Origin of the sequence: Terribacillus saccharophilus (assembly GCF_046592895.1) — a bacterium.
Classification (GTDB): domain Bacteria; phylum Bacillota; class Bacilli; order Bacillales; family Amphibacillaceae; genus Terribacillus; species Terribacillus saccharophilus_D.
Window position 1 is genome coordinate 843226 of sequence record NZ_JAWVPU010000001.1, and the last position, 26247, is coordinate 869472.

The window sequence follows — 26247 nt, forward strand, 5'->3', positions numbered from 1 at the left end:
TCACTTTAGCAAAGGAAACTGTCATTCCGCTTACGGATTCCTTACGACTTTCTTAAGTTTGCTGTAATCCTCCAATTTGGGCTTCGGAAAGGCGAGTGTGAAAGTTGTTTTCGTATACGGTACACTGGCGAAACTGATTTGACCTTGCATTTGCTCCGTCAAACGTTTGGCGATCATCAGACCAAGGCCGCTGCCGTGCGTAGAGGAATTCCTGCTATCATCTGCCGTATAAAGCCGCTCAAAGATTTTACCTTTATCCATCTCTTGTATGCCTTGTCCCTTATCCCATATGTCTATATAAACAGCTTCTTCATCCTGATACAGCGTCATGCCAACGGTTTTACCATCTCTTCCATAACGAATGCTATTGGATATCAAATTCTCCAATACCCGCGTCAGCGCTGCCGGGTCTGCTTCGATATGTATCGACTCATCCGGCAGCTCGATATGCACAGCAAATCCCTTACTTGTCAAGGTGTCATAAAACCCTAGTACCACCTTCCGACACAATTCATTCAGCTGTATCCGTTCCATATCCAGCTGCCAATCCTCCGCTTCCAGTTTTGCCAGATCAAAAAAGGTATTGATCAATCCTGCAACTTCCATCACCTTCACTTGCACCTTGGCCAAAAGCATCTCCCGCTCTTCGTCACTAAACTGGTCATCATGCTGAATTGTCTCAATATAGCCAGAGATCACAGTGAGCGGTGTCTTCAAGTCATGCGATACATTGGAAAGCATCCGGTTTGTGGCTATCCGGAGCCGTGCCAAATCCGCCATCTTTTCCTGGTGATAATCCAGCAAACCATTAATCTCATTCAATAAGTCCCGCAGCCGCTGATCCTCTGTCATCAGCAGTAGTCGTTCAGAAGAACCAGAAACAGTGATGGATTTCAGCTTCTTCGCCATATATTCCAAATCGCTGCCCATTTTCTTTTTCGCTCGATAATGCAGAAACAGGGAAATAAGCAAGCACAAAGCCAGAAAAGCAGCCACATACATCATGTGTGTATCTCCATTTTGTAGCCGATTCCCCATATCGTTTTTATGTATTTCGGAGCAGACGCATCGTCTTCGATCTTTTCCCTTAGTCTGCGGATATGCACATTGATGACATTATCATCACCGTAATACGCTTCTTTCCACACACTTTCAAACAGCTGCCCCTTCGTGAACACCTGATTCGGACTAGTGGCTAGCAAACACAAAATCTCAAACTCTTTCACCGTCAGATTGATATGCTTCCCGTTCTTGCTGACAGTGTAATTTTGCAGATCGATGCGCAAATCATGCACGCTCACTATCTGCTCTTTCTCTTCTTGTTGCATACTATACTGCTTCGAACGCCGCAGAGCCGCCTTAACCCGTGCAGTCAATTCAATAAGCGAAAACGGCTTCCCAATATAATCATCCGCACCAAACCCAAGGCCAAGCGCCTTATCCACATCACTATCCTTCGCAGACATGATCAATATCGGCAGCATGCTGTCCCGCCTGATCAACTGCACAATATCCAACCCGCTATGAGCAGGCAGCATTAAATCAAGGATCACCAAGTCCACACTCTCACGCGCAAACAAATCCAACGCCTCTTGCCCATCAAACGCGGTGAAAATCGTATATCCTTCTCTTTTCAAATGAGATGCGACCATCTCATTGATTTGTGTATCATCTTCTACAAGTAATATGGTTTCCTGCAATGTATTCACTCCTTTGATGAACTCCAGCCAATTGGTCTCTTCTTTATATGTACAGTATAAGGGAAAATGGAGATTGACTTTGTATTATTTTCCCTTTAATATTCAGCACTGAATGTCCTTTCGCAAACTTAATTACACTGAAAAGGTCTGTACATTTAATTTGACTTCTAATTTATATCCTCAGCCTTTCCGATTTTAGTATTTAGAACAATTTTCTTTCAAAAGAATGAGCGTTGCCACTTTAGAAATGGCAACGCTCATTCTTTGCAAAAATCTATACCCATTCGTTAATTATTTGCAACAGCTCACTAGTATCAACTTTTAGCTCATTTTCATTATTACTAGTAAATTCAGCAGTAATTATTGTATAAGCGTTTAATATATCTAGATCACACATATTCCCCCTTCTTCATGTTTACTTTCTTCAGATATCACTTTCTCAATGAAATCCTTAAAAATAGCTTCGTCGAAAGATGCCATATCTTCAAACACAAGTTCGACTAGTTTAAGTTCACTACTCTACTTGCATTTTTCAGGTACCAACACAGAGCACCCTATTATATTTAATTCTAAGAAACGTTGCCAAATTAACAGCAACGTTTCTTCATATTGTTCTAGTATTAGATTTATTTTTCTTTTAAGATACCTGGCCTAGGAGTACACCTTCAACGAAAAAATAATTAACCTTTGAATATTTTATGGATCTTTTCTTTCCATACTAATAACAACTCTATCAGCTGCTCCGTTTCTATTGTATTTTTGTAGGGTTCTTCAATCCGAAAATTATTTTCCACTATAGTAACATCTTTTTCTATAAATATACTTGTAGCATTTAATTCTATTTCAAAGTCTTCATATACTCCTTCTAATACATTATTTATATATCCTATATACTCATCCATTTGTTCTTCTGTTGCAATATTTTCAATAAAATCAGAGAAAAGGCTTATTTCTTCTGGTAAGAATAGTCGTAAATCACCAAATGAATCTTCAATAAATTCATATGCATATTTCATATACCTTAATCATCACCTTTTATTTTATTTTTTATATAGTGGATATGCCGTAGCTATTGAACCATCCTTATTCAAATACATTTCTATTTTAATGCCTGAGGAAGTAACACCTTTATACTTATTTGAACCTATCTGTTGTTTAGTTTCGTAAGCTTCATCAATAGCTTTTAACACATCTACACGGTTCCATTCTTTCGGAAAGAAACTAGAATCAGCCACTTTCCTGACCCCATCAATTTCCACTTTAGCCATATATACTCCATTTTTATCAGGCATCTTTTCGGTTCCTGGAATCATCTTTCCACCCATCATACTTTCATGATGATATCCAACTGCTTTACCACGTCTATTAATTTCACCATGATAAATGTGTTTTATCGTTCCTGTATTATATTTACCCGTACCCTTACCAACAACACCACCACTCGAAACGCCACCAACCTCAACCGAATTAACCGGACCAGAATTATACATCACTGATCCCGACTTACCGCCACCTTTAGACATAGCCAGCACTCCATCAGTACCTGTAGCAGGCAATATCTGATCTGTGTAGTTCAAAAGGTTATTTTGTTTTTCTTCCAGTACCTTTTGTAATCTGAAATCATTTATGTCCGTCACTTTATCATTTCGCATGACTGAGTCTGCTTGCTGGGAGGCGTTTTTTACTTGTCCTGCTTCTGATTGTAACATGGGTCCGGAGAGCATGTTCGTATCCGCTATTTCTTGCATGCTTTTTCCTGACGTTTTTGCTTGGCTGCCGAGTTCAAGTACACTTGTACTTGGTTTGCTGCTTCCGAACGAACGGACTGCGCTTGCTCCTGATTTCAGCGGCAGTGTGCCAATCAGTGCAAATCCACCTCTCATCATTCTTTCATTGTCGTCCATATCTCTTTGTGTGAGCCAATCTTTACCGCTGATAGCACTGTAACCTTCTAACCCTGTCGTTCCTCCAATTAATATTACTCCGACAGGCGGAGCATAGATGGAAGCGAGTAGCGTGACCCCTCCCAAGCCCAGGTTAACCCAGAATTCTTTGGACATTTGACCGTCTTCAATGGACTTATATTGAAAGGCTCCGCTGCTTACCATCCCATTTCGGTAATCGTCATAGTTGATATCATTGTTATCTGACTGATTTTTAACTGCGATGAATTCCTCTAGCATCTTATTGGCGTAATACGAGTCCCCGTTAAACAAATCATGGATGTCGACTTTTTCTTTATCCAGATCATATTCATAAGTTCCTGTCTCATGTGTTATTTCACGGTTATTCGTTGCGCCGATACGGTTTGTGGTTGTGTAGTTCTCTATCGATGCATCGCGCATGGTAGTAACGAATTTATCCATGTCTTCGAAAAAAGGCTGATCGATTTTTTGCTCGATTAAACCGCCTACTTTACTTCCGTATTCTTGCAGAACTGTGTAGTCGCTGTTTAATGCTCTGTGATCAACTGCTCTTTCCGTGTAAGAGAAATTGGCCACTCCGTCGGTATCATACTTCGCTATCTTTTCTTGAGCTTTTTCCAGGTTGTCATTGATAGATTCCAATAAGGAAAAAACACCGCTACTATAAGACTGTGTCAGTTCTCTCATCGCGTATTCAACTTTTTGCCATTGATCTTGGTGATATTTCACATCCATAGGGGTTACACCTCCAATGCTGCCTTAATGCGAATTGCTAGATACTCATCTGTCATTATCATTTGATAAAGTGTGTCGTTTACTAAAGTAGCAATGCGATTATAATGCTGCATAAGTTCCAAGAATTTTTCATTTGCTTCTGGGTAGGCAGCAATGGCATCCTTTGCATTTCCTTGTTTATAAAATTCAGTTGCCGCAATTTCATCAATAGCCGGAAGTGCATTGGACTGGAGCTCTGTAACAATTGCCATTAGCTGATTGAATACATCCGTCATCTGTTCGGGATTTATAGTTATATTTGAACCAACTGCCATTTAAGCACCATCCTTTTTGCGATAAGGAAAGTCCATTGCATCAAAGACTATATTCATAAAATAATGCTGGCTAGCGTGATAGAATTTACTACTACACTAAAGGAAATTTAACGGAAAATCAGTAAGGCTTCTGCCTTGTTTTCCCAAATAAGAATAGGGAAAAAGTTGGATTACACACAAAAAAACCGAAGAGCTTATTGCTCTCCGGCTAAGGCATCATCATTGCCAGGCTCATTTTCGGTTATTTGATAGTTATTATACAAGCTAATTATAACAGCAAAGATAAGAAGTAAAATAATCCAGAAGGTAAAGGTGCGCGACACGAAAATGCGAAGGAAAAGTAATACAAACACAGCAGTAAACGAAAGATTCACCAAAGGATGTGTTCTTACAGTCACATGTGAGTGATTTTTCACCGTAATAGTTTTACTTCTGGAAAAAAACTGTTTTACCTGTAAATCCACTGATTCCTGATCTGTCTTGATTTCGTACGTTTCCCCGCTGATCAGCCTTGTTTCCTCCTGTCCGTCAGCGAACAGTCTGAGCGCAGAAGCATAACCTAGCATACCTGTTTTTCTTGTAATCTGAATACTCATTCAGACATCCTTTCTCTGTCGATATTTGCAATTTATTCTATATTAGTATTTTAATAGAAAAATGTAATAATATCTTTAAGTAAATGGTATTGATTTTCCAACAGTTCTGTATGTCGGAGTGGTAAAAACAGATTACACAGAAGAGAATACACCATCTTTTACAGGTACTTCTCCCCACCGCATACTGAAACACAGGTAAACTTCGTAGAAGGAAAACTTCCCGATTCGATTTTACATTCATCAATAAGGAAGGATAGCTATTATTGTAGAGATTTTATATTTCTTTAAGTTCCACCATTTAAATAAAAATCAAAAAACAGCCCTTCCATCATGGAGGGCTGCTTCTTCTAAAACTTAAATTTCGTCAATGCTGCTTGCAAGTCCACTGCTATACCGGAAAGAGCTTCCGATGATGCAGATATTTCTTCCATTGCTGCGGATTGCTGCTGTGATGCGGCAGCATTTGTTTCGTTGGACGCGGCGTTTTCGCGCGCGGTCGTTTTGACTTTATCCATCACTTGTGCAATGTTGAGGCTTCCGGCAGAGACATCATCAACGGTTTGGGCAACTTGCTGCACATTGCTCGTCACTTGATCAATCGCCTGTTTGATAGCCTGGAATGATTCCTGGACGTGCTCCGTTTTCCGGATGCCTTCTTCCACATTTTGCGTGCCGTTCTGCATAGCTGATACTGCTTTATCTGTTTCGCTTTGGATATTCGTGATAAGATCAGCAATCAGTTCAGTGGAATCAGCAGATTGCTCAGCCAGTTTCCTCACTTCATCAGCAACGACAGCAAAACCTTTGCCCTGCTCACCTGCTCTGGCGGCTTCAATGGCAGCGTTCAGCGCCAGCAAATTCGTTTGCTCTGATATGCCTTTGATCAGTCTGACGATCGTACCGATTTCCTTCGACTTCTCTTCCAACCCATTGATGAAAGATCCGATTTCATTCACAGAGGCATTGATTTCACCCATTTGCTTCACGACGGAACCTACAGCCGCTGTCCCTTCCTGTGAATTCCGCGATGCAGTTGTTGATAACGTCATGATTGTTTGACTGTTCGTTTGTGCTTCTTTGACCCGATTTTGCATGTCATCTACTAAATCAGTCACTTTTTCCACACCTTGCATGGTCGTCTCCGTACCGCTGGCTGCCGTCTGAGTGGCAGCTGCTATCAGTTCAGCAGATCTGGAGCTTTCCTCTGCACTGGCAGTCAACTCTTCGGAAGAAGCGGCAACTTGATCAGATGTTTCGGCCATCGTTTTCATCAAGTCAGCCAAATTCTCCCGCATTTCACCCAGACTAGCTGTAAGCTGTCCGATTTCATCCTGGGAGGAATCATTTACACTGTAAGTAAAATCCCCTTTCCCGGCATGATGCATCGCCTGGGAGATTCCCGTCAGTCTCTTTTTGATGCTGCGTGAAAAGAGCATCACCACTGCTATAGCCAGTATGACAACGATGACCAGGACGATTAAGAAAATTATCGTAAAGTCATGAATACTAGCGTCCACCATCTCATCCGATGCGCCGACATACCAAATGCCAATGACTTCTCCTTGGTCATTCTTGATTGGTGCATAGGCGGTTTGATAGCTTTTTCCGACTACCTCAGCTTCGCCATAATATGTTTCCTTATTGTCGATAACGGCTTTCTTCACGTCAGAGGAAACCTGTGTCCCGACTGCTCGTTCCCCGTCCTTCATTACATTTGTAGCCACCCGGGTGTCCTGTTGGAATATCGTAACGGTATCGCTCGTCAACTCCCCGATCCGATCGACAATATCATCATTGTCGTTCATCTTGGTTTCCCCTTTATACAGTGCACCGTCCCTGATTTCCCATGATCCCGGGTATACAGAATCGATATATTCACCTGCTAGTTGCAAATCCGATTCAGCCTTCTGCAGCGCGATACCCTTCATTCCTTGCTTCATATTATCCAAGACCACATATGAGATAATTCCAGCGAATAGTAAAACTACTGTCAACACAAGCAAATTTATCTTTGTGCCAAGCTTAAGTCGATTGATGATTTTCATTCGTTTCGCTCCTGATGTTTTCTAGCCACTAACCTGCCGGAATTATCTGCATGATGGGAGAAGGTAATTTTTCCGTGTATAGTGGCTTTTCATATATCGGCTATTTTTACGAAAAATGAACAGGTAAATAAAGGGAGGTGTTCGTTTCATTTTTTACCCGCTGAATCCTCGACTGAGTATACTTATAAAGATAAATGAAATGATTCTCATCAAAACACAAAAAAACGGCCACTATATAGCCGTTTAAAGAGAGAATGCGATTCAATTTACAAGACCGCTTACCACCGCAAATCCGGATACAATCGAATCATCGCATCCGAAATCATATCCGCCATTTCCCTCGCTTGTTTTTCGATTTGATCATACACCGCTATATCTTTTTCGTAATCCCGATTGATCATGTACACAGCTTCCTGCTTGGTTAGTGCCAAATGCTGATAAAACATCTCCCTTACTCGCTCTGCCGGCAGGAATCTATTCACGCTGTTAAGGAATACTGCGATTTTATCTGCATTTGCATACCATTTCCCCTCGGCTTCATTTGCCGCCTGCGTATTGCCGGCGATGGCTGCCTTCACAAGGTCGGCCGCAACCAATAGATGTTCCTTGATCAAAGCTGCATACGTATTCGCTGCCTGATCTCCATAAATCGGACGAAACATATTCCCCATATCTTCCGCATTTTTCAAAAGACGTGCCAAGACAAAATTCACATCCGGCAAATGAAACACCAGACTGATGATGGCCATGCGTGTCCAAGCAACATGCTCCTCCCACAGACTCCGCTCATTCCGCATCAATTCCACTTCTCGTGGTGTGTAGCATTTCTTTGGCTGATTATTGTGCTGAACATAATCTGGTGATGGATGGTAGACTTGCTGCTGTCTGTAATGCGCATATTCTGGATTCGTATCGTACGGATTGGCATTTTGCATTCCTGTATTGAAGTGATTCATACCTTCTCCCCCATACTTGTGGCAAATATAATATTAGTCTATTCGTCATTGTAAGCTGGGTGCATGTCACACTTTCTATGTCTCAAGTGTATATGTTATTGAAATCACTCCGACAACTTGCTATATTAATCTATACATAAGTAATCGATGATGTGATCAAGTAAATAAGGATCGTGACACAGAAAATATAGCCTTGGCTGAGAGCTATATCACCTCTTCTTATTGAACCCTGCCACGGAGATGTTAGCTGAAAATCTAACCGGGTCGTTTCGTTACAAACGTTATGAGGGCTTATTCTTTATTAAGCCGAATTAAGGTGGTACCACGTCTGTTAAGCATAGAGACGTCCTTTCTGGACTCTCTATGCTTTTTTATATTTAAGGAGGAAAAACTCATGTCACAAAAGACAAACGATTTTACCAAATGGTATATCGATACGATTCAAAAAGCAGATTTGATTGATTACACGCCTGTTCGCGGCAGCATTGCCTTCAAGCCGGATGGCTATGAAATCTGGGAGCATATCAAAGAAGCGATGGATAAGCGGTTCAAAGAAACCGGCCACCGCAATGCTTATTTCCCGATGCTGATTCCAGAATCTTTCTTCCAAAAGGAAAAAGATCATATTGAAGGCTTCTCACCGGAACTTCCATGGGTAACAGAAGCTGCCGGAGAACAGCTGGAAGAACGATTGGCACTGCGCCCTACTTCCGAAACGATGATCGGTCATTTGTATTCCAACTGGATCAACAGCTATCGCGATCTTCCAGTTCTGATCAATCAGTGGGCGAATGTATTCCGCTGGGAGAAAAAGACCCTTCCATTCATCCGTACATCTGAGTTCTTATGGCAAGAAGGGCATACGGCTCACATCGACGAAGAAGATGCTCGCAAAGAGACAATGCAAATGCTTAACATCTATAAGGAAGTCGTCGAAGATTTGCTGGCGATCCCTGTATATGACGGGCAAAAGACACCGTCCGAGCGCTTTGCCGGTGCGGTTGATACGTTCTCGATCGAAGCAATGATGAAGGACGGCAAAGCCGTTCAAGCTGGTACGTCCCACTACTTGGGCACTAAATTCGCCGAAGCCTTTGATATCAAATATTTGAACAAAGAAAACAAGCACACGTATGTGCATACAACATCATGGGGTACGTCCACTCGTCTGATCGGTTCGGTCATCATGGTTCACGGTGATGAACAAGGTCTTGTATTGCCGCCGAAAATCGCACCAACACAAGTTGTTCTGATTCCTGTCGGTCCTTGGAAAAAGAACCCCGCTATCGTCGAGAAATTAGATGAGATCTATGCGGCGCTTAAAGCTCAGGGCATTCGTGTTCGTCTGGATGATTCCGATCAATCTCCTGGTTATAAGTTCAATGAATGGGAGCTAAAAGGCGTGCCTGTACGTGTTGAGCTTGGACCACGTGATCTTGAGAACAACCAAGCCTTAATGAAAGCCCGTGATGCAGACCAGAAAGAATCCGTAGCTTTGGAAGCAATTGTGGAAAACGTCCTGAAAGAACTGGACGCAATGCAAACGCGTCTATTGGAGAAAGCAAAAGCTTTCCGCGCAGAACATTCCCACACGCACATCGATACAATGGATCAATTGAAGCAGCATCTGACCGAATCCGAACAAAACGAGACAATCCCTGGCTGGGTTCTCGCTGGCTGGTGCGGAGACGATGCTTGTGAGGAAGGCGTCAAAGAAGAAACCAAATTCACGACACGCAACATCCCATTCAACCCGCCAACAGAAAAGCACACTTGCCTGCATTGCGGCAAGGAAGCGAAGCATACCGTTTGGTTCGCTCGTGCCTATTGATCTTTAAAAGCAAAAAGGATTGGCCCTCATCGGATCAATCCTTTTTGCTTTACACTTTATTCGAGTTATTACTGACAAAATACTGTATCACTGTTGTGAAAATCAAACTGGGTGCGGAAGCAAGGAATAAAGCAGCACTATACACTAAGACAGCATGCAGATTGGCAGCATATGCCGCTACTATCAAAACAAGACTTAAAATAGCTATTCCTGATGGAATAACATAAGCTATCGGCTTTTTATACTTACTGCATAAAAGAGACACGACAACAATGAGCAAAGCCATGATGATCACCGTGATCCAAAAGCTCATTCATTTTCACCTCTGCTTGTTAGTTATATAGGCCGCAAAACTAATAACGCTTCTCCATAAAAAGACAAACCTTACCGTTTCGGATTGTCTCTTCATATGTTTTATACCCAACCTTCTTCCAAAAACGAACTGCAGCTTCATTTCTTTTACACACTACCAGCCGGCAGGCATTTGTTTTATTGCCGTATAACATGCCTTCAAAATAATAATAAGCTTGTTCTGCAATCGTGGATCCTTGAAACTTCTTATGTATCACAAACAAATCTACTTTTGGCAAATTATCCAAAGAGCTTTTCAGCGTAAAATCGATGAGCCCGATATACTGCAACCCTTTTTTGATCAGCATTCGATTCATTTTCGATATCTTCGTTTTAGCATATTCCGCTTTTATGTCCGAAATTGTGACTGTTCTCTTATTCTTGGATAAGAGATTGTATTCAGGATTGGAATTCATGATTTCAAGTTCTTTAAAAACTTTATCGATGTTGTTTTTCTCTAGACTAATCATGGTGGTGTCATAGATCCTTTCTATTGTTTTAAATTCGTTATAAAACCTTATATAGAAAAAGATAGAATGCCAAAATCATTTATATAGCCTATAATTGCTCATTCCATTTAACTTACTACATCGAAGTGTTTTTCAAGTGTCTTTTGAAAGCTGGATAAAAAGGGTTTGTAAATATACCCACGGAATAGAAAATACTCTTAATTCTATCATTTCCTTTCTATGAACCAGCATCATACTTCTAGTGAATCTTTCTAAGAGTGCAATTGATCAAATATCTATTCAAATAAAGACGGAAAAATAAGAAATTATCTTTGATGAAACTTTTTCATTACATAAATGCTCTAATGTAGAGAAAGGAGGTCTTCACTTGGACAAACATTTAAAACTTGTTAAAAAAGCAATACGAGGCAATGAGAAAGCTTTTGAAAAGCTAATTGAAAATAATAGTGAGAAATTATATAAAACAGCTTTTTTATATGTACGGAATAAAGAAGATGCCCTAGATGTACTCCAGGACACGATATATAAGGCTTATGTATCTATAGGACAAGTAGAAAAACCAGAATTCTTTACTACTTGGTTAACAAGAATATTAATCCGCACCTCATATGAATCTCTCAGAAAAAAGAAAAAAACCATTTTGGATGAAAGGTATATAACAAACGAGCTTCCAGAAAAAAGCATAGACATAGAAGGAAAACTTGACCTCTTAAAAGCTATTTCTCAATTAAATAAAGATTATCAGACTACTATCATTTTATTTTATTATCATGATTTACCTATTCGAAATATCAGTGAAACACTCAACCTACCTGAGAATACTGTTAAGACTTACCTTCGCCGTGCAAAGTTGGAATTAAAAAGACTCTTGGGAGGGATGGATTATGAACAAACAGCATTTCAAAGATGAAATAAATAAAGTGAATTTTCCTCGCGATGAGGTGAAGGCTGCAGTTACCAAGGGGATAAAAAAAGGAAGAAAGGAAAAAAGATTCAGGAAGAAATATGTTTTGAAAACCGCTGTAGCTATCTCATCAATTGCTGCTTCTGCTTTTCTTGCATCAGGTTTGATATTTGCACCAGTATCCAGTGCACTAGCTTCTGTACCAGTTATTGGGGCAATATATGATCGATTCAGTATGCAAATTGGACATGAATTATTTGAAAGCAGTCTAATTACAGAAGTTAATGAAACAGCCAAGAGTAATGGAATAGAGATTACTATTACAAGCGCGTATTATGATGGAAATGTCATCGGTCTGACATTTAAGGCTACCGGAGATAGAATCTCTTTAGATAGGATTGGCGAACCAGGAGAATCTGAGGTCGGATATAGTTTTCACTTATCTAACGATGAGGAACCAAAGCAATTTTCAGCCAGCACAATGACACAATTAGAAAAGACATCGGAGGGTTATATTGGCGCAATTGAATTTGATAATCCTAATGCTGAATTACCTAAAAACTATACATTACCATTATATTTTTCCTCTGTTACTGGTGTAAAAGGTATCTGGAAATTCGATGTCCCCGTGAAACAAATACCTGCTGAAACAATCGCCGTAGATGATGAAAGTATCTTCAAGGATGATAAGGACTATTCCATTCATATAAAATCTATTGCGAAAGGAAAAGCTACTACTATGCTGCATTACACAACCACGTTTCCATTAGCAGGAAAAGAAGATGAAATTAATATAACCGCGTTTGACAATGAAGGGAATCGCCTATCAAAAAGTCATGCTGATGTACTAGCATATGAACAAAGCGATGGCCGGATAGTAAGTGATATCCGTGAACTATTTAGCAGCAAAATTTCGGAAGGTGCTTCATATATAACAATCAATCCCGAAATCAGACAATATGAACAGGAAACTATTAACTCCTTAGAAAGGAACGCTCCATTTATGATAGATAGTTATCGGTTTGATTACCAAATACAAGTGAATAATATTGCTAAGGACGGAAATAGACTTATTCTCGATTATAATGTTCAGAATGTTGACGCTGACGAATATGGAAAGGATATTATCCAAAACTTTGCTGATTTTATTACCCTGATTGAATCTAATAATATCGTCAAAGACGAAAATGGAGAGCTTGATATGAACCAAATGATAGAACATCAAATCCAAACGGATCAAGCAAAAGAGTTGGATAATGCTAGTCTGCATTTCCAATCTGTCTTCACAATCGAGAATGACAATTTTAATATAAAAGACTATTCATTAATGGTCCCATTTGGAACCTTAAGCAGTAATAGATCGGTGAAATTAGAACCGATAAAAGTTAAACTGAATTAACATAAATTCAGGGGACTATCCTTGGAAATAGTCCCCTTTACTATGGAAAGGAATTATTTTACTTCCTTACTCTTATCCAATACAGCCCAAACAACAAAGCAAACCACAACGGCGTCAGCAATAAGGCCGGCCTTGTCTCATCAGCCACCAGCATTATGATAAGCACTGCCGCAAACAGCGTCAGCACAGCATAATTCACAAATGGCGTAAATGGCGCTTTGAATGTAGACTTTGCATGTAAGTGCGGGCGTGTTTTTTTATATTTGATATGACAGATAACAATGATGCTCCAAACCCAGATAAAGCAGATGGCGCTGATCGTTGTCACGATGCTGAAAGCTTGATCAGGTATGAGTTTACTCAACAGCGCACCCACTGACACAACGACGGCAGACAGCCATAAAGCATTCGCCGGCACATGCTTTTTGTTCAGTTTGGCAAGCTGCGCTGGTCCTTGATTCTGCTTGCTTAAATTATATAAAGTCCGGCTTGTGGAAAACATGCCGCTGTTCCCGGCAGAAGCAGCTGACGTTAACACAACAAAATTAATGATGCCGGCAGCGACAGGGATACCAACCAAGCTGAATGTTTTCACAAAAGGACTTTCCGCCGCATTAAGCTCTGTCCATGGGTTTATCATTAATAGAATGAGCAGAGCACCAATGTAAAAGAACAAAATTCTCAAAGGTATTTTGTTGATCGCTGACGGAATATTTTTAGCCGGATCTGCCGTTTCGGCAGCCGATACCCCAATCAGCTCCACTCCTACATAAGCAAAGACGACCATCTGGAAAGCAAGCAAAAAGCCAGACATGCCATTCGGAAACAGCCCGCCATGTTCCCACAGATTCGTCACTGAAACAGCTCCGGCATCAGTCTGGAATCCGATCACAAGCAGCACGATACCAATACCAATCAATGCCAGGATCGTGATGATTTTGATCAAACTGAACCAAAATTCCAGTTCCCCAAACAACTTAACTGTTAATAAATTGAGACTTAATAAAACAACAACGCAAATAAGTGCTGGTATCCATTGCGGGATATCGAACCAATAATTCACATACACACCGACAGCAATCACATCCGCCATCGCTGTCATGATCCAGCAAAACCAATACGTCCAACCGGTCACAAATGATGCCCAAGGTCCGAGATAATCTTCGGCTATATCTGTGATAGACTGATAGCCTGCCTTGGAAAGCAGCAATTCCCCAAGCGCCCTCATGACAAAAAACAGCGCAATACCAACAATAAGATAAGCAAAGATGATAGAAGGACCTGCCAGCTGTATCGCTTTTCCCGAGCCCAAGAATAAGCCTGTTCCAATCGTCCCGCCAATCGCGATCAGCTGAATATGTCTATTTGATAAATCCCTCTTTAACTCTTGCTGTGCCAAAACTAGCTCCTCCTTCAATCAACCCAATAAAAAAAGAGACTGGATGTTCTCCAATCTCTTGATCACAAGAATAACAAATACTATCGGTCTTACGCGCACAGCATAATACAACTACATATTCGATACTCTTCTGTCCCTTTGCCTGAGATTGTGAACCCTTCGGCGCCGCCTGAATGACGGTCTCTCCAGAAGCTGCTCCTGCTATAGTGTGATCCATAGCATTCATAGCTTTATTATTAAGTTATTTAGATTCTGTTGAATATTGCTTATTTTATTCCTACTCGTTTTCTTTGTCAAATTTTTTTGCCTAATCACTCATGTAACTATCGGCAAGATTCCGCTAAACCCCTAAGATACTTGTACCCTTCGGCATTTTATCCACGGCATATAATACCCTGTATCCTATAAATTATGGAGGTGAAGATATGTCAGGTGGACAATATCGTTCATTATGCCAAAGATATACTGGTAAAGCAGTTGAAATCCGCTGCCATGACGGCAGAATTCATAGAGGAATCATCCAGCGTGTAGACCGAAATCAAGTATACTTGCAGCCTATCGGTCGTTCGCGCAATCTGGGCGGCTTCGGTTACGGAGGATATGGATATGGTTACGGCGGCAGTTTTGGCCGCGGCTTTGGGTTTGGTTTTGGAGTGGCTTTTGGAGCTATTGCAGGGATAGCTTTGCTTTCTCTATTCTGGATCTGATAAAAGCAGCTCCATCCATGAAGCAGTGGGTATGATAACGGTCAGTAATCAGTGCAGCCTGATTTTCTGATATCCTTCGTACCCACAGTTCTTCATACATAATTTCCACCCGCAATGCTACTCGCCTCTATTGTCAGCATCTCCTTACTGGATAAGCTATGTTTTTCCATATAGATTTTCACTAGCTGATAGCCCGCACAATAACCCAGCATTTTCGGATATTTCTGATGCCCGTACAAAATAGCTGCGTAATCGCGATTCTGACGCAGTATATGCTGATTGGGATGAATATAACGGCTCCACAGTTTCTTGATTTTCTTTTCAGAATAAAGAGAAGCCCATTTTGCCGTCAATTCTCTCCCTAATCTTTCCGTGACAGCATTTTCGGCTATCCCCTCTAAAACAATCGTATCCAGCAGGGTATACTCCTCTTCCTTTTTACCAAGGCTATTCAACCGGCAAACATGGTTGTATTCATGCGTGAGTATCGCTTGTATTTCTTCCTTTGTGGTGGCAGGAGAGATAAATAAAAAAAGTTTATCATGAAAAGCAAGGCCAGACTTTCCGCCCAATTGAGTCTGAAGCCATTTATTATGCTGGTCGGCAGGAAAGATGTAGATAGGAATATCCGGCCCATCCCATTCCTCTATCAGATGATCCACATCTTCTTGTACGATTTCCCACACATCACCAGACAGCTGATCACTTCGCTCCTCCACCGGTTGATACATTCCAAAGCGTAAGAAGTAGTCATATATATCAGCAGCAGATGCCCCTGCAAAATGTTTGGTCAGCTTCTCACATAATGCGATTGGATCTTCATAATGCTCGAGCAACCATTCATCCGTCCTGATTACGCTCATGTTCTCCCTCCTCACAACATCAATTTATTCAATAAAGGCAAGTTCTGCTCCCCCCTGCAGCGTTTGGCACCAATATGCTTTATCGTCATAGCATATTGCATTGACTTCACATAAAGGCAGGGATCTTGCTTGGATTACACATATCTTGATTGTTTAGCGTTATTTGGAGTGGGCGGCGCACATCCCGGCGGCTTGCAGCTGACGAAAGAAACCATAGCTAAGGAGAATATCAATGACAGTACAGCAATCCTGGAGATAGGCTGCGGTACAGGCCAAACTGCCGCTTACCTTGCACAGAAATTCGGCTGCAGCATTAGCGCTGTGGATGCTAACCGTATCATGGTGGAAAAAGCCCAGCAGCGATTTGAATCATTGAATCTGTCCATTGATGTCAAACTCGGCAATACGGAAAGCCTTCCCCACACCGAAGATAGTTTTGATTTCGTGCTATCAGAATCGGTCATCTCTTTTACTCATATACCGCCAACCCTTTCTGAGCTTAAAAGAGTCCTGAAACCAAATGGAGTAATAATCGCGATTGAAACTGTACTAGAACAGAGAACACCTGAAGAAGAGTGGAATCACATCAAAGAGTTCTACGGTTTTCCACAGTTATTAACAGAAAAAGAGTGGCATCAAGCATTTGCCGAAGCGGGTTATCAACATGTGGATATCTTGAAATATGAGCCTAGAATCGGTCAAATGGATGCGCAGCATGCTGCTGATTTTGCGTTATCCGAACATATTGATGACGCCTTGTTGGAGATACTCGAAAAACATGAGGAGATCACTAAGGAAAATAAGCATATATTAGGCTATCGTATATTCAGATGCAGCTAAAAAAAGAGATTGGATAATCTCCAATCTCTTACTCCGTAATCACAGTATCGCCCTGGATTGGTTCATTGCCATCTTTAAATTGGATTCGAATCGATTTTCCTGTCCCAAAGTCAGCAGCATCCATAATGTGAAAATGCAAATGAGGTTCAGATGAGTTACCGGAATTACCGCATGTTCCGATACTTTGTCCTGCCTTCACATCATCTCCTACCTTCACATTTACCGAATTTTTCTTCAAATGAGCCAATAAACTATATTCTTGGTGCGCGTGCTCGATTACAACATAATTCCCGGCCAGATTCTCAGCATCCATTTCACCAGGTACACTATCTTTCAATCCATCTACCACTTGCACAACTTTACCATCTGCCGGTGCGACAATCTCTCCTCCGAATGCGTAGTAATTTTCATTATCAGTCGGTGAATCGTGATAAGATAAACCATCTCTCACTTTTTCTAAATCATACGCATACCGCTGATTAGCGTGTGCATAATGATAGTTAATAAACTCATTGGTTCCGCCCCAAAAGACAAACCACTCCCCCTTCACCGGCATGATGTACTTATTCTTAGTGAATACAGCATCGCACTCGGGATACGTGATAAATGGCTTTAAAAGGAGACTTTGAATCACCTGATCCTGATCAAAAGTCACGTTGATTGCTTTCTCTTTTTGATCATCTGTCCAAACAAAGTTATCCATTCTTTGGACGAAAGTTTTATTCTCAAGGTTGTACTGCGCGACACTTTCATTAAAAGACTTCGAGAGACTTACAAAATCCTGTAATGATACCAACTGCTGAAACGCTTGTGAGGTTTGAGAATAGATAGCTTCAAACTGTTCACTTCTGAATGCTTCCCCAAAACTTTCGGGCCTGATCGAGATTTTTGACAATGGTAAGACCTCCTATTCATCTGATTAACAGCAATCCCACGTATAGATAACATTTGAAAAGTCTAATTGAAGCAAATCTTCTTTCGTGATGAAGAAATTTGCCACACCAACATCGCCCCACATGATTCCATTATCGGAATCACTATCAATTTGCAGCAGGAGCGTATCCTGCTTTTGATAGTTTTCCCTGTAATCCCGCGGATCACCTTGTGTGAAAAACGGATACCCGCCGACCTTATGTCCCTCGCCCAGGAACGTATCGGAATATAACTCCCACAATTCCTTTTGCTCGTTTTCATCATTATCAATCGCAATGGACAAATCCACAGATTCTCCCAACAGTTCGCCATTCTTGTAGTCATTCACAGAAACGGGCTCATAGTCTATGCTGAAAGTTAATGCGAGTTCTTGTTCTATCGGAAAGTAGGATGTATCCAAATCATCCATAAACGAAAAGTCCGTTATTAACTGCGATTCATCTTGTTCTATGTCTTTATGATACACAACTCTGAAATTTTGCTGACTTGTCAAATCATCAAAGTCCAAACCCATGACATCATCTTCCGCCGAAATAAAGAATTGCAAAATCCCCTGCTCCGGCATCGCCTCCACAGAAGGTATCTCCGCAAAATTCAATTGCGCCAGCAGCTTCATCGGTTTGTCATCCGCATCTCTTGGAATAGACTTGGATTTTGGCATATACGGATTTCCCGCAAACTTGCTTTGAAAGAGATTTGTAGTTGCCTTGGAAGCAGTGACTTTAACGAATGGTTTTATGGTGTTTTCGATTTGTTTGCGGTATATTTCTAATTCGTTTGGTAATGTTAAAGGCTGTTTTGTATCCATACGTCCGTCCTCCACCTTTGTTTCGAATTTTTTGCAGCCATTAAATTCTATTTTATTCCATATTAAATGGTAACACTTTCATTGACTTCATAAAATGGGTACTAGAACGGATTTTTTCGATTTACAAATGTCCTGAAGGTATAAAGCCTTACCATCAGGTACAAGAGTGTAAAAGCAAACAACGAAGCTTACTTTTACACACAAAATCTTGAGCAGCCAAACGCAACTTTCAAATGAATAGATAAAAAAAGAAACTCAACCCTATAGAAGGTCGAGCTTCTTTCAAATTAATTTCTTACTCCTTCATAGATGCATGCACTAGTTCAGCATTCCTTCCTGAGGAATTTCCAGCATAAAGTGCGTTCCATTCGGCGAACTTTCGACTATATTTATATCTCCCAAATGTTCAATCATTGTCTTCTTCACAAAAGGCAGACCCAATCCCATACCTTGCTCTTTATCCCCTACTGAGATGAAGGGATCAAATACACTCTCCCAGTCTTCAGGACTTATACCAATTCCAGTGTCGATAAAGTGTATGATGATATTCCTATCATCAATCTCCGTGCTGATCGTTATCTTCTTTTCCGTCCTGTTTTCGGGTATTGCTTCCACGCTATTTTTAATCAGATTTATAAAGACTTGTTTGAAGTTTGCCTTATTCAGATAAACATTCAATGGTGAATATATATTGGTGAATTCCAGTTCAACTTTGTGTTCTTGCAGCATTCCGAATGTAAAATCAATGGATTCTTGGATTACTTTTGCAAGATCATCTGTTTTGTAGATTAATGCGGATGACTTCATGTACGCACTGTAATTATCCGTCAGTTGCTCTAAATGATCTGATGCCTCACCTATCATTTTGAGTTTCCGTTTATCTCCCTCTTCCAGGGAATCATTTTGATCCATCATGCTAGAGAAACCTTTAATAATAGTGTTCGTGTTCCTCACTTCATGAATCAAACTGCCAGTCAAATGACCTGTGTAGTCCAGTTTTTTCTGTTTTTCCATTAATTCATAAGAATGTCTCTTTAAATCTACATTCAATTTCACGAAAATGTGCATGTTTGCCACCGAAAATAGAATGACACCTATGCTACTAGTAAGGACTCCGGTTAGAGGAAAGAAGTTTAACATTCCCGGTATTACCAACACCAATGCACTGAATGAAAAACCCATCAGGAAGTTTTTAAAATGTGCATTCCGTATTCTCATTGACAATACAGGTACAACAAATAAGAAAATTACTAGGATAGCCATGTGCATTAAGAACACCCAAAATAGCGGCCCATATTCAGGAAAATAATAAACACCAGTAAATCCTATTTGAGTAACAGTCAATCCTTTTATTCCTAAGTCGGTCCAATTTATTGCATATACCATAGCACTCCATATAATGGAGCCGATAATTGCTTTTTTAGTGAAGAAAGCATACAACATATTCGTCAGCCAATTCCCGTTCTTCACCATCGATGGCTGATTTTTGATGATCCTGTAAGCTACATATAACACAATGGACAGACCAAACGTCGGCCCAAAGCGGAACAGCTTAAACAGGATCAGAATCGTACCTTCTGACAGAACATCCTTAAAATAAAGAACCCCGATATCCAGCTGCCAAATGGTTATCAAGCTCATATATATGATCATTCCGATTGATAACTTTGTTTCATCATAAACTTTGCCTATGCTCAATGCTAAAAAGAAAGGCAGTAAGCCAATGGCACATATTAATACGCCAATAACCATGCTGTTAACTCCTAACTGCTTCAAACCTACATTATGGATTGTAATTTTGTATGCAGATGTGTTTTTAAAACTATATACGTGTAATAGGAACTACAAGTATCGTTGATCCCTTCATTCCTAATGGATACATATATCCTCATATTATACCAGAGTTGTTTCATCCAGCCGTGAAATTCAGCTGACAAAGTCACTTTTGGAGTTAATCAATTTTAAACCCTACCTTTATAAGGATAACGTTAATCCAATCATGCTTTTTAGCAATGTAGGTAGTTAATTCCTTTCGTTACAAACAGTATTTCTCCGTAAAAATAAACATAGAAAATCATACATTAGGCACTGAACATGATGACGTTAATACATTAAACATATTAAAAGATGCTCAGCGCCATAAGCGCTGAGCATCTTCCTTAGATTCAATCGAAAAGGACATATACATATTAGTGATGAAAACAAGACAGATTATATTGTCCTTGAAGAGTTATACATGTTTATTCAACAGGTGTTGCCGATATTTTCCCATTCCCCAAAGTTTCACCTTCAAAATAAATTTTACCGCTCTCATCACCTAATATTGTCGTAATACGATTCCCATCACTGAAAGGCATAACGAAATATGTTCCATCATAATACTCTGTGTCCCAACTCGTTTCATATAAAGATAATTGCGAAGAATCCCCACCAATATCATCAAAATATTGCAAAGCTGATGCAATAAGCTGCTCTTCTAATGTAACTGACTCAGCAGTAGTTGCTGTGTTTTCATTATCGTTGTTCGTTTCGGCAACAACTGTCGTGTCTTCTTCCCTTATACCGGCAGTTTCTGATTCAGGGTCTACCACAGCATTTCCATCACTTTCACTATTGGTATCTGATTCGGCAGTATTTGCTCCGTTTGCTTCACTCTCATTATTTTCTTTTGATTCTATGGTACTTGCTATAGTCTCTGCTTCTTCATTATGATTTTCAGTTTCAGTTACACTTACTTGATCATCATCTTCTCCATTTATCCATATCAGACCGTATACAATGGCAACTACAACCAGTATATTACCAATCGCTCTCCACCATCTAATCTTTCTCTTCACCCTGGTCATAACCGGTTTTGAGGAATCAACCTCATATTCCTGACGATTTAAATGATAGTTTCTCGGAACAGTGTATGCGACTGTGGGGTTAGCTCTGAAATATTCATTACTTAGCCCTCTTTCAGCTGGTGACACCTTATTATTGATGATCGATTCAATTTGTTTTTCGTCCTCTATAAGATGTTCCAGTTCTTCTCTATATCCTCTAGCCGTACAATAATCCCTTGCATATTCCCTTGCATCACGTTCAACATCACAATCCAAATATCCCTGAGCAGAATTGTAAGCGGAATTAAAATATAAGTCTGGAAAATATATGTATTGGTATGCATGTCTCATCTCATGAGCAACTATTGATATGATGTAATAGTTGTCTATGATATCTATATGATTATCACTAGCATGGTATAGTCCGGAAAAGTTACCTTCCAGCGTTGAGCCCCGAGGATGTATTTTTATTGTCGGATAGACTTTCAAGTTCTGTGCAATCACATCATAATTTTCATAAAGTGTTCTTAACGTAAAATTATCTATTTGTCCTACCACATGAATTTTAGAGCGTGCATTTCCTTTTTTATTCAGTCCGTCCATTTTGTTATAACGAAATGACTTATTGTTAGCAGCTTGCTGAGCATTAAAGAATAGATTGGACAATGTGTTTTTCCTCTTTTCATTTCAACACTATGAATACATAAATGTTCTGCTTTTAACTGCATATCACACACCAAATTATACCATATCATTTGGCTGTTCATGATAAAATAATACTACTTTTAAAAGAAGGACAATTAGTTCATTTGAATGAGAAATCATCTCTCAACTTATCGATAATCAAATCCAAGTATTCACAAGCAAATGCTGAAATCTATCACCTTTATTCTAAGCTAGGGATCGCAGAGTCTATGGGATTATCATCTGCGAGTACAGCAGAATTACTTGTTTCAGCTAAGGAGTTAGCGGTGCATCCATGGATATGTGTCTGTTGGGGCGATAAAATAGAGAAGGCAATGCTCGAACAACTTTGGATATACCATATCATTCAGTCGGAAACGCTGTTGCTTGGTAAGAAAAATTCCATATATGATTACCGGGAATTGAACAAGACACGAGTCATGCGATTTATAATTAAACAATACCGAAAAGCTGCTAAAAATAGACTTATGTCTAACATGATTGAAATTCCAGTATCCGCTACAAAACCGGATGTTCACATTTCAAGAGAAAATATAAACTATCTTGATGAAAAATATTTATCAGGATGGAATTTATCCTTAGATAATCCTCAATATATTGTGAATGAGTTCTCTCAGCTATCCATTAAAGATGGCTTTAAATTAAGAGCATATCAACATTGGATGAGTGTAGCAGGAGCTGGTCTCATTTATGCCATTCCAACCGATTCAAGTTTGCCGGAAGTTCCAATACTTGAAGAGATACCACCAAAACCAGATGACGCATTAGAAGACTTCATGGAAGCCATCGAAGGCAACCAATTGCCTCTTTCGTATATCCAAGCAGCAATCTGTTATCATGAGCTGCATGAATTCGGTGCATACTGGCACAGCGTGCGCTGGGGAGAAGATAGAATTTTACCCGACGCATCAATATCAGATATTACAGATCTTAAGGAAAAGAATTTTAGACTTAAAGCTCAAGAATTACCTGAATCACTCCTTCCTCGCTTTTTTATGAAAATCCCAATCCGGTTATAGTTTTCTACACAATAAATGATGTTGAACAAAAGAAATTTATTCGTTATAAACATGTATTCTCTGAAGTAGATTACACACAGGTTGTAACGAGTGAAGTTCTTGGGTATGGCGGACCTGGTAAAATATTTTAAACGCAAAAAGATGTTCAGCAACATCATCGCTGAACATCTTTTCATTACATCAGAAAGGAAACTCCCTCGTCTCCACCTGCACAGAAACCCACTGTGTTTCCGTAAATTCCTCCACGATCCATGGATTACCGAACCGGCCCATTCCAGAGCTTTTCACGCCGCCAAATGGTGCGTTTTCCACTGCATTTACGGTTTGGTCATTCACATGGGACATGCCGAACTCCAATTCGGTTGCTAGCTGCTCGCCTTTGGCTAGATCGCCTGTAAAGATAGCGGAGCTTAGACCGAAGTCGGTGTTGTTGGCAATCTCCATTGCTTCTTCATCGGATGCTGCTTTGATGATCGATGCGATTGGAGAGAAAAGCTCTGATTGAGCTAATTCGCTATCAGACGGTACGTTTCCGAAAATAGTCGGGGTAAGGATATTTCCTTCGCGTTTGCCCTCCAGCAGTACTTCGATATTGTCTTCTTTCGCTTTAGCGATGAAGGATAGGGCTTTTTGCAGCTGCTGCTCATTGATCATTGGACCGATGATGACCGACTTGTCTGTTGGGTTCCCGATTGGCAATGTCTTCGCATGTGCCACGAATTTCTCAACGAATACATCATAAAGCTTCTCATGGACAATGATACGGTTGATCATCATACAGATCTGTCCTTGATGCAGGAACTTTCCAAAGACAGCCGCTTTGACTGCTGCGTCAACGTCAGCATCCTCCAGCACTACAAACGGTGCGTTTCCGCCCAGTTCCAATGCTACCGGCTTCAACAGCATGCCGGCAGTGCTGCCAATGTGGCGGCCGACAGGCGTTGAGCCTGTGAAGCTGATGAACTTGGAATATGGATGCTCGATCATCGTATCCCCTATCTCAGGAACTTCTGTCAGAATCACATTCAGCAATCCATCAGGAAGACCAGCCTCATCGAATGCTTTGGCAATGATAGTGCCGCCGGTGACAGCCGTTTGGATATCCCCTTTATGCACTACTGCATTCCCTAACGCCAATGCTGGGACGATTGTTCTGATCGACAGATACAACGGGAAGTTGAACGGCGAAATGGACGAAATAACACCCAAAGGTTTACGATAAGCTTTATTCACCTTGCCTGGCATCGATGCCGGCAGCTCCCTGAATCCTAAAGAATCGGCAAAAGTCATTGCCTCTTCAAAGCAAGCAATCGTCAAGCCAATCTCCACTTTAGCTTTGATGTAAGTGGAACCAGACTCCAACGCCAACAATTCAGCGATTTCTTCTTCATTTTCTTTAAAGAAGTGCAGCGCCTTCCGCAGTACATCGATCCGCAGATTTGTATCCTTTGCCCATGCTTTATATGCTCCATTGGCAGCCGCGTATGCTTGCTCCACTTGATGTTTGGATGCAATCGGGAACTCCGCCAATACGGACGCATCAAAAGGATTCAATAAACGATAACTAGAAGACCCTTCACCACTTACCCAGCTTCCATTGATATAGCTTTTGGTCAATTCTTGTATTTTCATGACTGTCTTTTCCCTCCTATGAAGAAATACCAAGCTATTAAGCTTGGTATTCTTTGTCGATGATCAGAATTGGTTTGATTGTGGATCCATTTGCAGAATCCTCAAATGCTTGCTGAATATCATCCAATTCATAGAATTTCACTAGTTTATCAAACGGGAATTGACCGTTTTGGTAGAACTTCACTAGTTTCGGAATGATCAATTGAGGCACAGCATCGCCTTCGATAACACCTTTCAGTGTGATCGCATTCAGCATGATTTCATTGGTAACGTTGAATGTTAGATCGCGTTTACCAACCGCAACTGTTGCACATTCCCCTTTTACACGTAAGCAGCGGATTGCTGATAGTGTAACTTCTGGAACACCTGTTGTTTCCAAGGAATAATGCGCGCCTTTGCCAGTGATTTCTTTGATTTTCTCTGCTGGATCTTCATTTTTGCTATTGATTGTATGTGTTGCTCCTAGCTCTTTTGCTAATTCCAAACGGCTGTCATGGATATCAACAGCGATGATTGGGTAGCAGCCAGCGATTTTCGCAGCCATCATACCTGCAAGACCTACAGCTCCTGTACCGAATACAACAAAGCTTGTTCCAGCTTCTGGAGCTAGGGAATTCAAGACAGTACCACTACCTGTCATAAGACCGCAGCCAAGTGGTCCCAATAGACGAAGGTCTGCCTCTTTATCGATTTTCACAACGTTCTTCTCATCTACCGTGCTGTACGTAGCGAAAGAAGATTGGCCGAAGAACTGTGACACTTCTTGTTCCTCTTTATGAATGGGTGATACACCATATTTGTTTTTACCTGCGAAGTTAAGAGCCATCATATTCTCACAGCCGCCTGCATTACCTTCCAAGCAGTTGTCGCAATGACCGCAATAACTGAATCCGAGTACAACATGATCCCCTGGTTCAACAGTAGTAACATTGCTGCCTACTTTTTCTACAATCCCTGAACCTTCATGTCCTAGTACGGCCGGATATGGCACTGGCAGTGAGCGATCAAGAACTGTCGCATCCGTGTGACATACACCTGTAGCAACAATTCGCACCAACACTTCATCAGCTTTTGGCTCGGCCAGCTGCAATGTTTGTTTTTTGAAATTGCTTTCCTCAGTAGTTAACATTGCTTGGATTTCCATCCTAATTCCCCCAGTTATACATTTTTCAATTATATTAAAGAGTTTTATAATATAATTAACATAAGTATAATGAATCATTTACAATCGTTTCAATCATTGAAAAATCGAAAATGTATGGGTTTTCAACTAGTAGGATAGTTGTGTAT

24 protein-coding genes, 1 riboswitch and 1 other annotated feature are annotated in these 26247 nt (G+C 40.6%); of the genes, 6 read left to right on the top strand and 18 right to left on the bottom strand.

Annotated elements, in window-relative coordinates; genetic code table 11:
• Positions 1-30: 30 nt before the first annotated feature.
• The 8 genes from SFC66_RS04015 to SFC66_RS04050 all read right to left on the bottom strand — a co-directional run bounded on the left by SFC66_RS04015 (position 31) and on the right by SFC66_RS04050 (position 8250).
• The gene (locus SFC66_RS04015) at positions 31-1005 is read right to left on the bottom strand and encodes a sensor histidine kinase (protein WP_411217414.1); all 975 of its coding nucleotides are present in this window, start codon (positions 1003-1005) and stop codon (positions 31-33) included.
• Positions 1002-1700 (bottom strand): response regulator transcription factor, encoded by a 699-nt coding sequence (locus tag SFC66_RS04020; RefSeq protein ID WP_411217415.1) that lies wholly within the window; start codon positions 1698-1700, stop codon positions 1002-1004. The genes SFC66_RS04015 and SFC66_RS04020 overlap by 4 nt, the downstream gene beginning before the upstream one ends.
• A gap of 680 nt (positions 1701-2380) precedes the next feature.
• On the bottom strand, positions 2381-2716 hold the full coding sequence (locus tag SFC66_RS04025) for a tRNA-Val4 (RefSeq protein WP_411217416.1): 336 nt from the start codon (positions 2714-2716) through the stop codon (positions 2381-2383).
• Between the two features lie 24 nt (positions 2717-2740).
• A complete protein-coding gene (locus SFC66_RS04030) occupies positions 2741-4360 on the bottom strand; it encodes an EndoU domain-containing protein (RefSeq protein WP_411217417.1) in 1620 nt (539 codons plus the stop codon).
• A gap of 5 nt (positions 4361-4365) precedes the next feature.
• Entirely contained in the window at positions 4366-4674 is a 309-nt protein-coding gene (locus SFC66_RS04035; protein WP_411217418.1) for a hypothetical protein, read from the bottom strand.
• A gap of 194 nt (positions 4675-4868) precedes the next feature.
• Complete coding sequence (locus SFC66_RS04040) at positions 4869-5270, bottom strand: hypothetical protein (RefSeq protein ID WP_411217419.1); 402 nt, start codon at positions 5268-5270, stop codon at positions 4869-4871.
• Between the two features lie 347 nt (positions 5271-5617).
• On the bottom strand, positions 5618-7315 hold the full coding sequence (locus SFC66_RS04045; RefSeq protein WP_411217420.1) for a methyl-accepting chemotaxis protein: 1698 nt from the start codon (positions 7313-7315) through the stop codon (positions 5618-5620).
• Positions 7316-7593: 278 nt separating this feature from the next.
• Positions 7594-8250: a hypothetical protein gene (locus tag SFC66_RS04050; RefSeq protein WP_411217745.1), complete on the bottom strand. Its 657-nt coding sequence runs from the start codon at positions 8248-8250 to the stop codon at positions 7594-7596.
• A gap of 159 nt (positions 8251-8409) precedes the next feature.
• Positions 8410-8625 (top strand) — a binding site (T-box leader).
• Between the two features lie 40 nt (positions 8626-8665).
• On the opposite strand from SFC66_RS04050, the gene proS reads away from it, so the two are divergent.
• The gene (proS, locus tag SFC66_RS04055; RefSeq protein ID WP_411217421.1) at positions 8666-10102 is read left to right on the top strand and encodes a proline--tRNA ligase; all 1437 of its coding nucleotides are present in this window, start codon (positions 8666-8668) and stop codon (positions 10100-10102) included.
• Positions 10103-10151: 49 nt separating this feature from the next.
• Here the strand turns inward: proS and SFC66_RS04060 are convergent, their stop codons facing one another.
• Together SFC66_RS04060 and SFC66_RS04065 are read right to left on the bottom strand one after the other, a co-directional pair.
• Complete coding sequence (locus SFC66_RS04060; RefSeq protein WP_411217422.1) at positions 10152-10415, bottom strand: hypothetical protein; 264 nt, start codon at positions 10413-10415, stop codon at positions 10152-10154.
• Positions 10416-10455: 40 nt separating this feature from the next.
• Positions 10456-10923, bottom strand: a complete 468-nt coding sequence (locus tag SFC66_RS04065; protein WP_411217423.1) for a GNAT family N-acetyltransferase — start codon at positions 10921-10923, stop codon at positions 10456-10458.
• Between the two features lie 367 nt (positions 10924-11290).
• Between SFC66_RS04065 and SFC66_RS04070 the strand changes: the two genes are divergently transcribed.
• Positions 11291-11833: a sigma-70 family RNA polymerase sigma factor gene (locus tag SFC66_RS04070; RefSeq protein ID WP_411217424.1), complete on the top strand. Its 543-nt coding sequence runs from the start codon at positions 11291-11293 to the stop codon at positions 11831-11833.
• Positions 11808-13226, top strand: coding sequence for a DUF4179 domain-containing protein (locus SFC66_RS04075; RefSeq protein WP_411217425.1), 1419 nt, complete (start codon positions 11808-11810; stop codon positions 13224-13226). The genes SFC66_RS04070 and SFC66_RS04075 overlap by 26 nt, the downstream gene beginning before the upstream one ends.
• A 58-nt stretch (positions 13227-13284) precedes the next feature.
• Here the strand turns inward: SFC66_RS04075 and SFC66_RS04080 are convergent, their stop codons facing one another.
• Positions 13285-14625: an amino acid permease gene (locus SFC66_RS04080; protein ID WP_411217426.1), complete on the bottom strand. Its 1341-nt coding sequence runs from the start codon at positions 14623-14625 to the stop codon at positions 13285-13287.
• 120 nt (positions 14626-14745) lie between these two features.
• Positions 14746-14824: riboswitch (glycine riboswitch) on the bottom strand.
• Positions 14825-15050: 226 nt separating this feature from the next.
• Between SFC66_RS04080 and SFC66_RS04085 the strand changes: the two genes are divergently transcribed.
• Positions 15051-15332 (top strand): hypothetical protein, encoded by a 282-nt coding sequence (locus tag SFC66_RS04085; RefSeq protein WP_411217427.1) that lies wholly within the window; start codon positions 15051-15053, stop codon positions 15330-15332.
• 92 nt (positions 15333-15424) lie between these two features.
• On the opposite strand, the gene SFC66_RS04090 is transcribed toward SFC66_RS04085, so the two are convergent.
• Positions 15425-16195, bottom strand: coding sequence for a DUF2268 domain-containing putative Zn-dependent protease (locus SFC66_RS04090; protein WP_411217428.1), 771 nt, complete (start codon positions 16193-16195; stop codon positions 15425-15427).
• Positions 16196-16324: 129 nt separating this feature from the next.
• Between SFC66_RS04090 and SFC66_RS04095 the strand changes: the two genes are divergently transcribed.
• On the top strand, positions 16325-17035 hold the full coding sequence (locus SFC66_RS04095; RefSeq protein ID WP_411217429.1) for a class I SAM-dependent methyltransferase: 711 nt from the start codon (positions 16325-16327) through the stop codon (positions 17033-17035).
• A 28-nt stretch (positions 17036-17063) separates the two neighbouring features.
• Here SFC66_RS04095 and SFC66_RS04100 read toward each other — a convergent pair whose 3' ends face one another.
• The 4 genes from SFC66_RS04100 to SFC66_RS04115 all read right to left on the bottom strand — a co-directional run bounded on the left by SFC66_RS04100 (position 17064) and on the right by SFC66_RS04115 (position 22267).
• A complete protein-coding gene (locus SFC66_RS04100) occupies positions 17064-17930 on the bottom strand; it encodes a M23 family metallopeptidase (protein ID WP_411217430.1) in 867 nt (288 codons plus the stop codon).
• A gap of 24 nt (positions 17931-17954) precedes the next feature.
• Positions 17955-18776 (bottom strand): YwqG family protein, encoded by an 822-nt coding sequence (locus tag SFC66_RS04105; RefSeq protein WP_411217431.1) that lies wholly within the window; start codon positions 18774-18776, stop codon positions 17955-17957.
• A gap of 318 nt (positions 18777-19094) precedes the next feature.
• Positions 19095-20528: a sensor histidine kinase gene (locus SFC66_RS04110; RefSeq protein WP_411217432.1), complete on the bottom strand. Its 1434-nt coding sequence runs from the start codon at positions 20526-20528 to the stop codon at positions 19095-19097.
• A gap of 488 nt (positions 20529-21016) precedes the next feature.
• Positions 21017-22267, bottom strand: a complete 1251-nt coding sequence (locus tag SFC66_RS04115; RefSeq protein WP_411217433.1) for a hypothetical protein — start codon at positions 22265-22267, stop codon at positions 21017-21019.
• 143 nt (positions 22268-22410) lie between these two features.
• Here SFC66_RS04115 and SFC66_RS04120 point away from each other — a divergent pair, with 143 nt between their 5' ends.
• Positions 22411-23325, top strand: a complete 915-nt coding sequence (locus SFC66_RS04120; RefSeq protein WP_411217434.1) for a hypothetical protein — start codon at positions 22411-22413, stop codon at positions 23323-23325.
• Between the two features lie 180 nt (positions 23326-23505).
• Here SFC66_RS04120 and SFC66_RS04125 read toward each other — a convergent pair whose 3' ends face one another.
• Positions 23506-24957, bottom strand: a complete 1452-nt coding sequence (locus tag SFC66_RS04125) for an aldehyde dehydrogenase family protein (protein ID WP_411217435.1) — start codon at positions 24955-24957, stop codon at positions 23506-23508.
• Between the two features lie 37 nt (positions 24958-24994).
• On the bottom strand, positions 24995-26101 hold the full coding sequence (locus SFC66_RS04130) for an NAD(P)-dependent alcohol dehydrogenase (RefSeq protein ID WP_411217436.1): 1107 nt from the start codon (positions 26099-26101) through the stop codon (positions 24995-24997).
• Between the last annotated feature and the right edge of the window lie 146 nt (positions 26102-26247).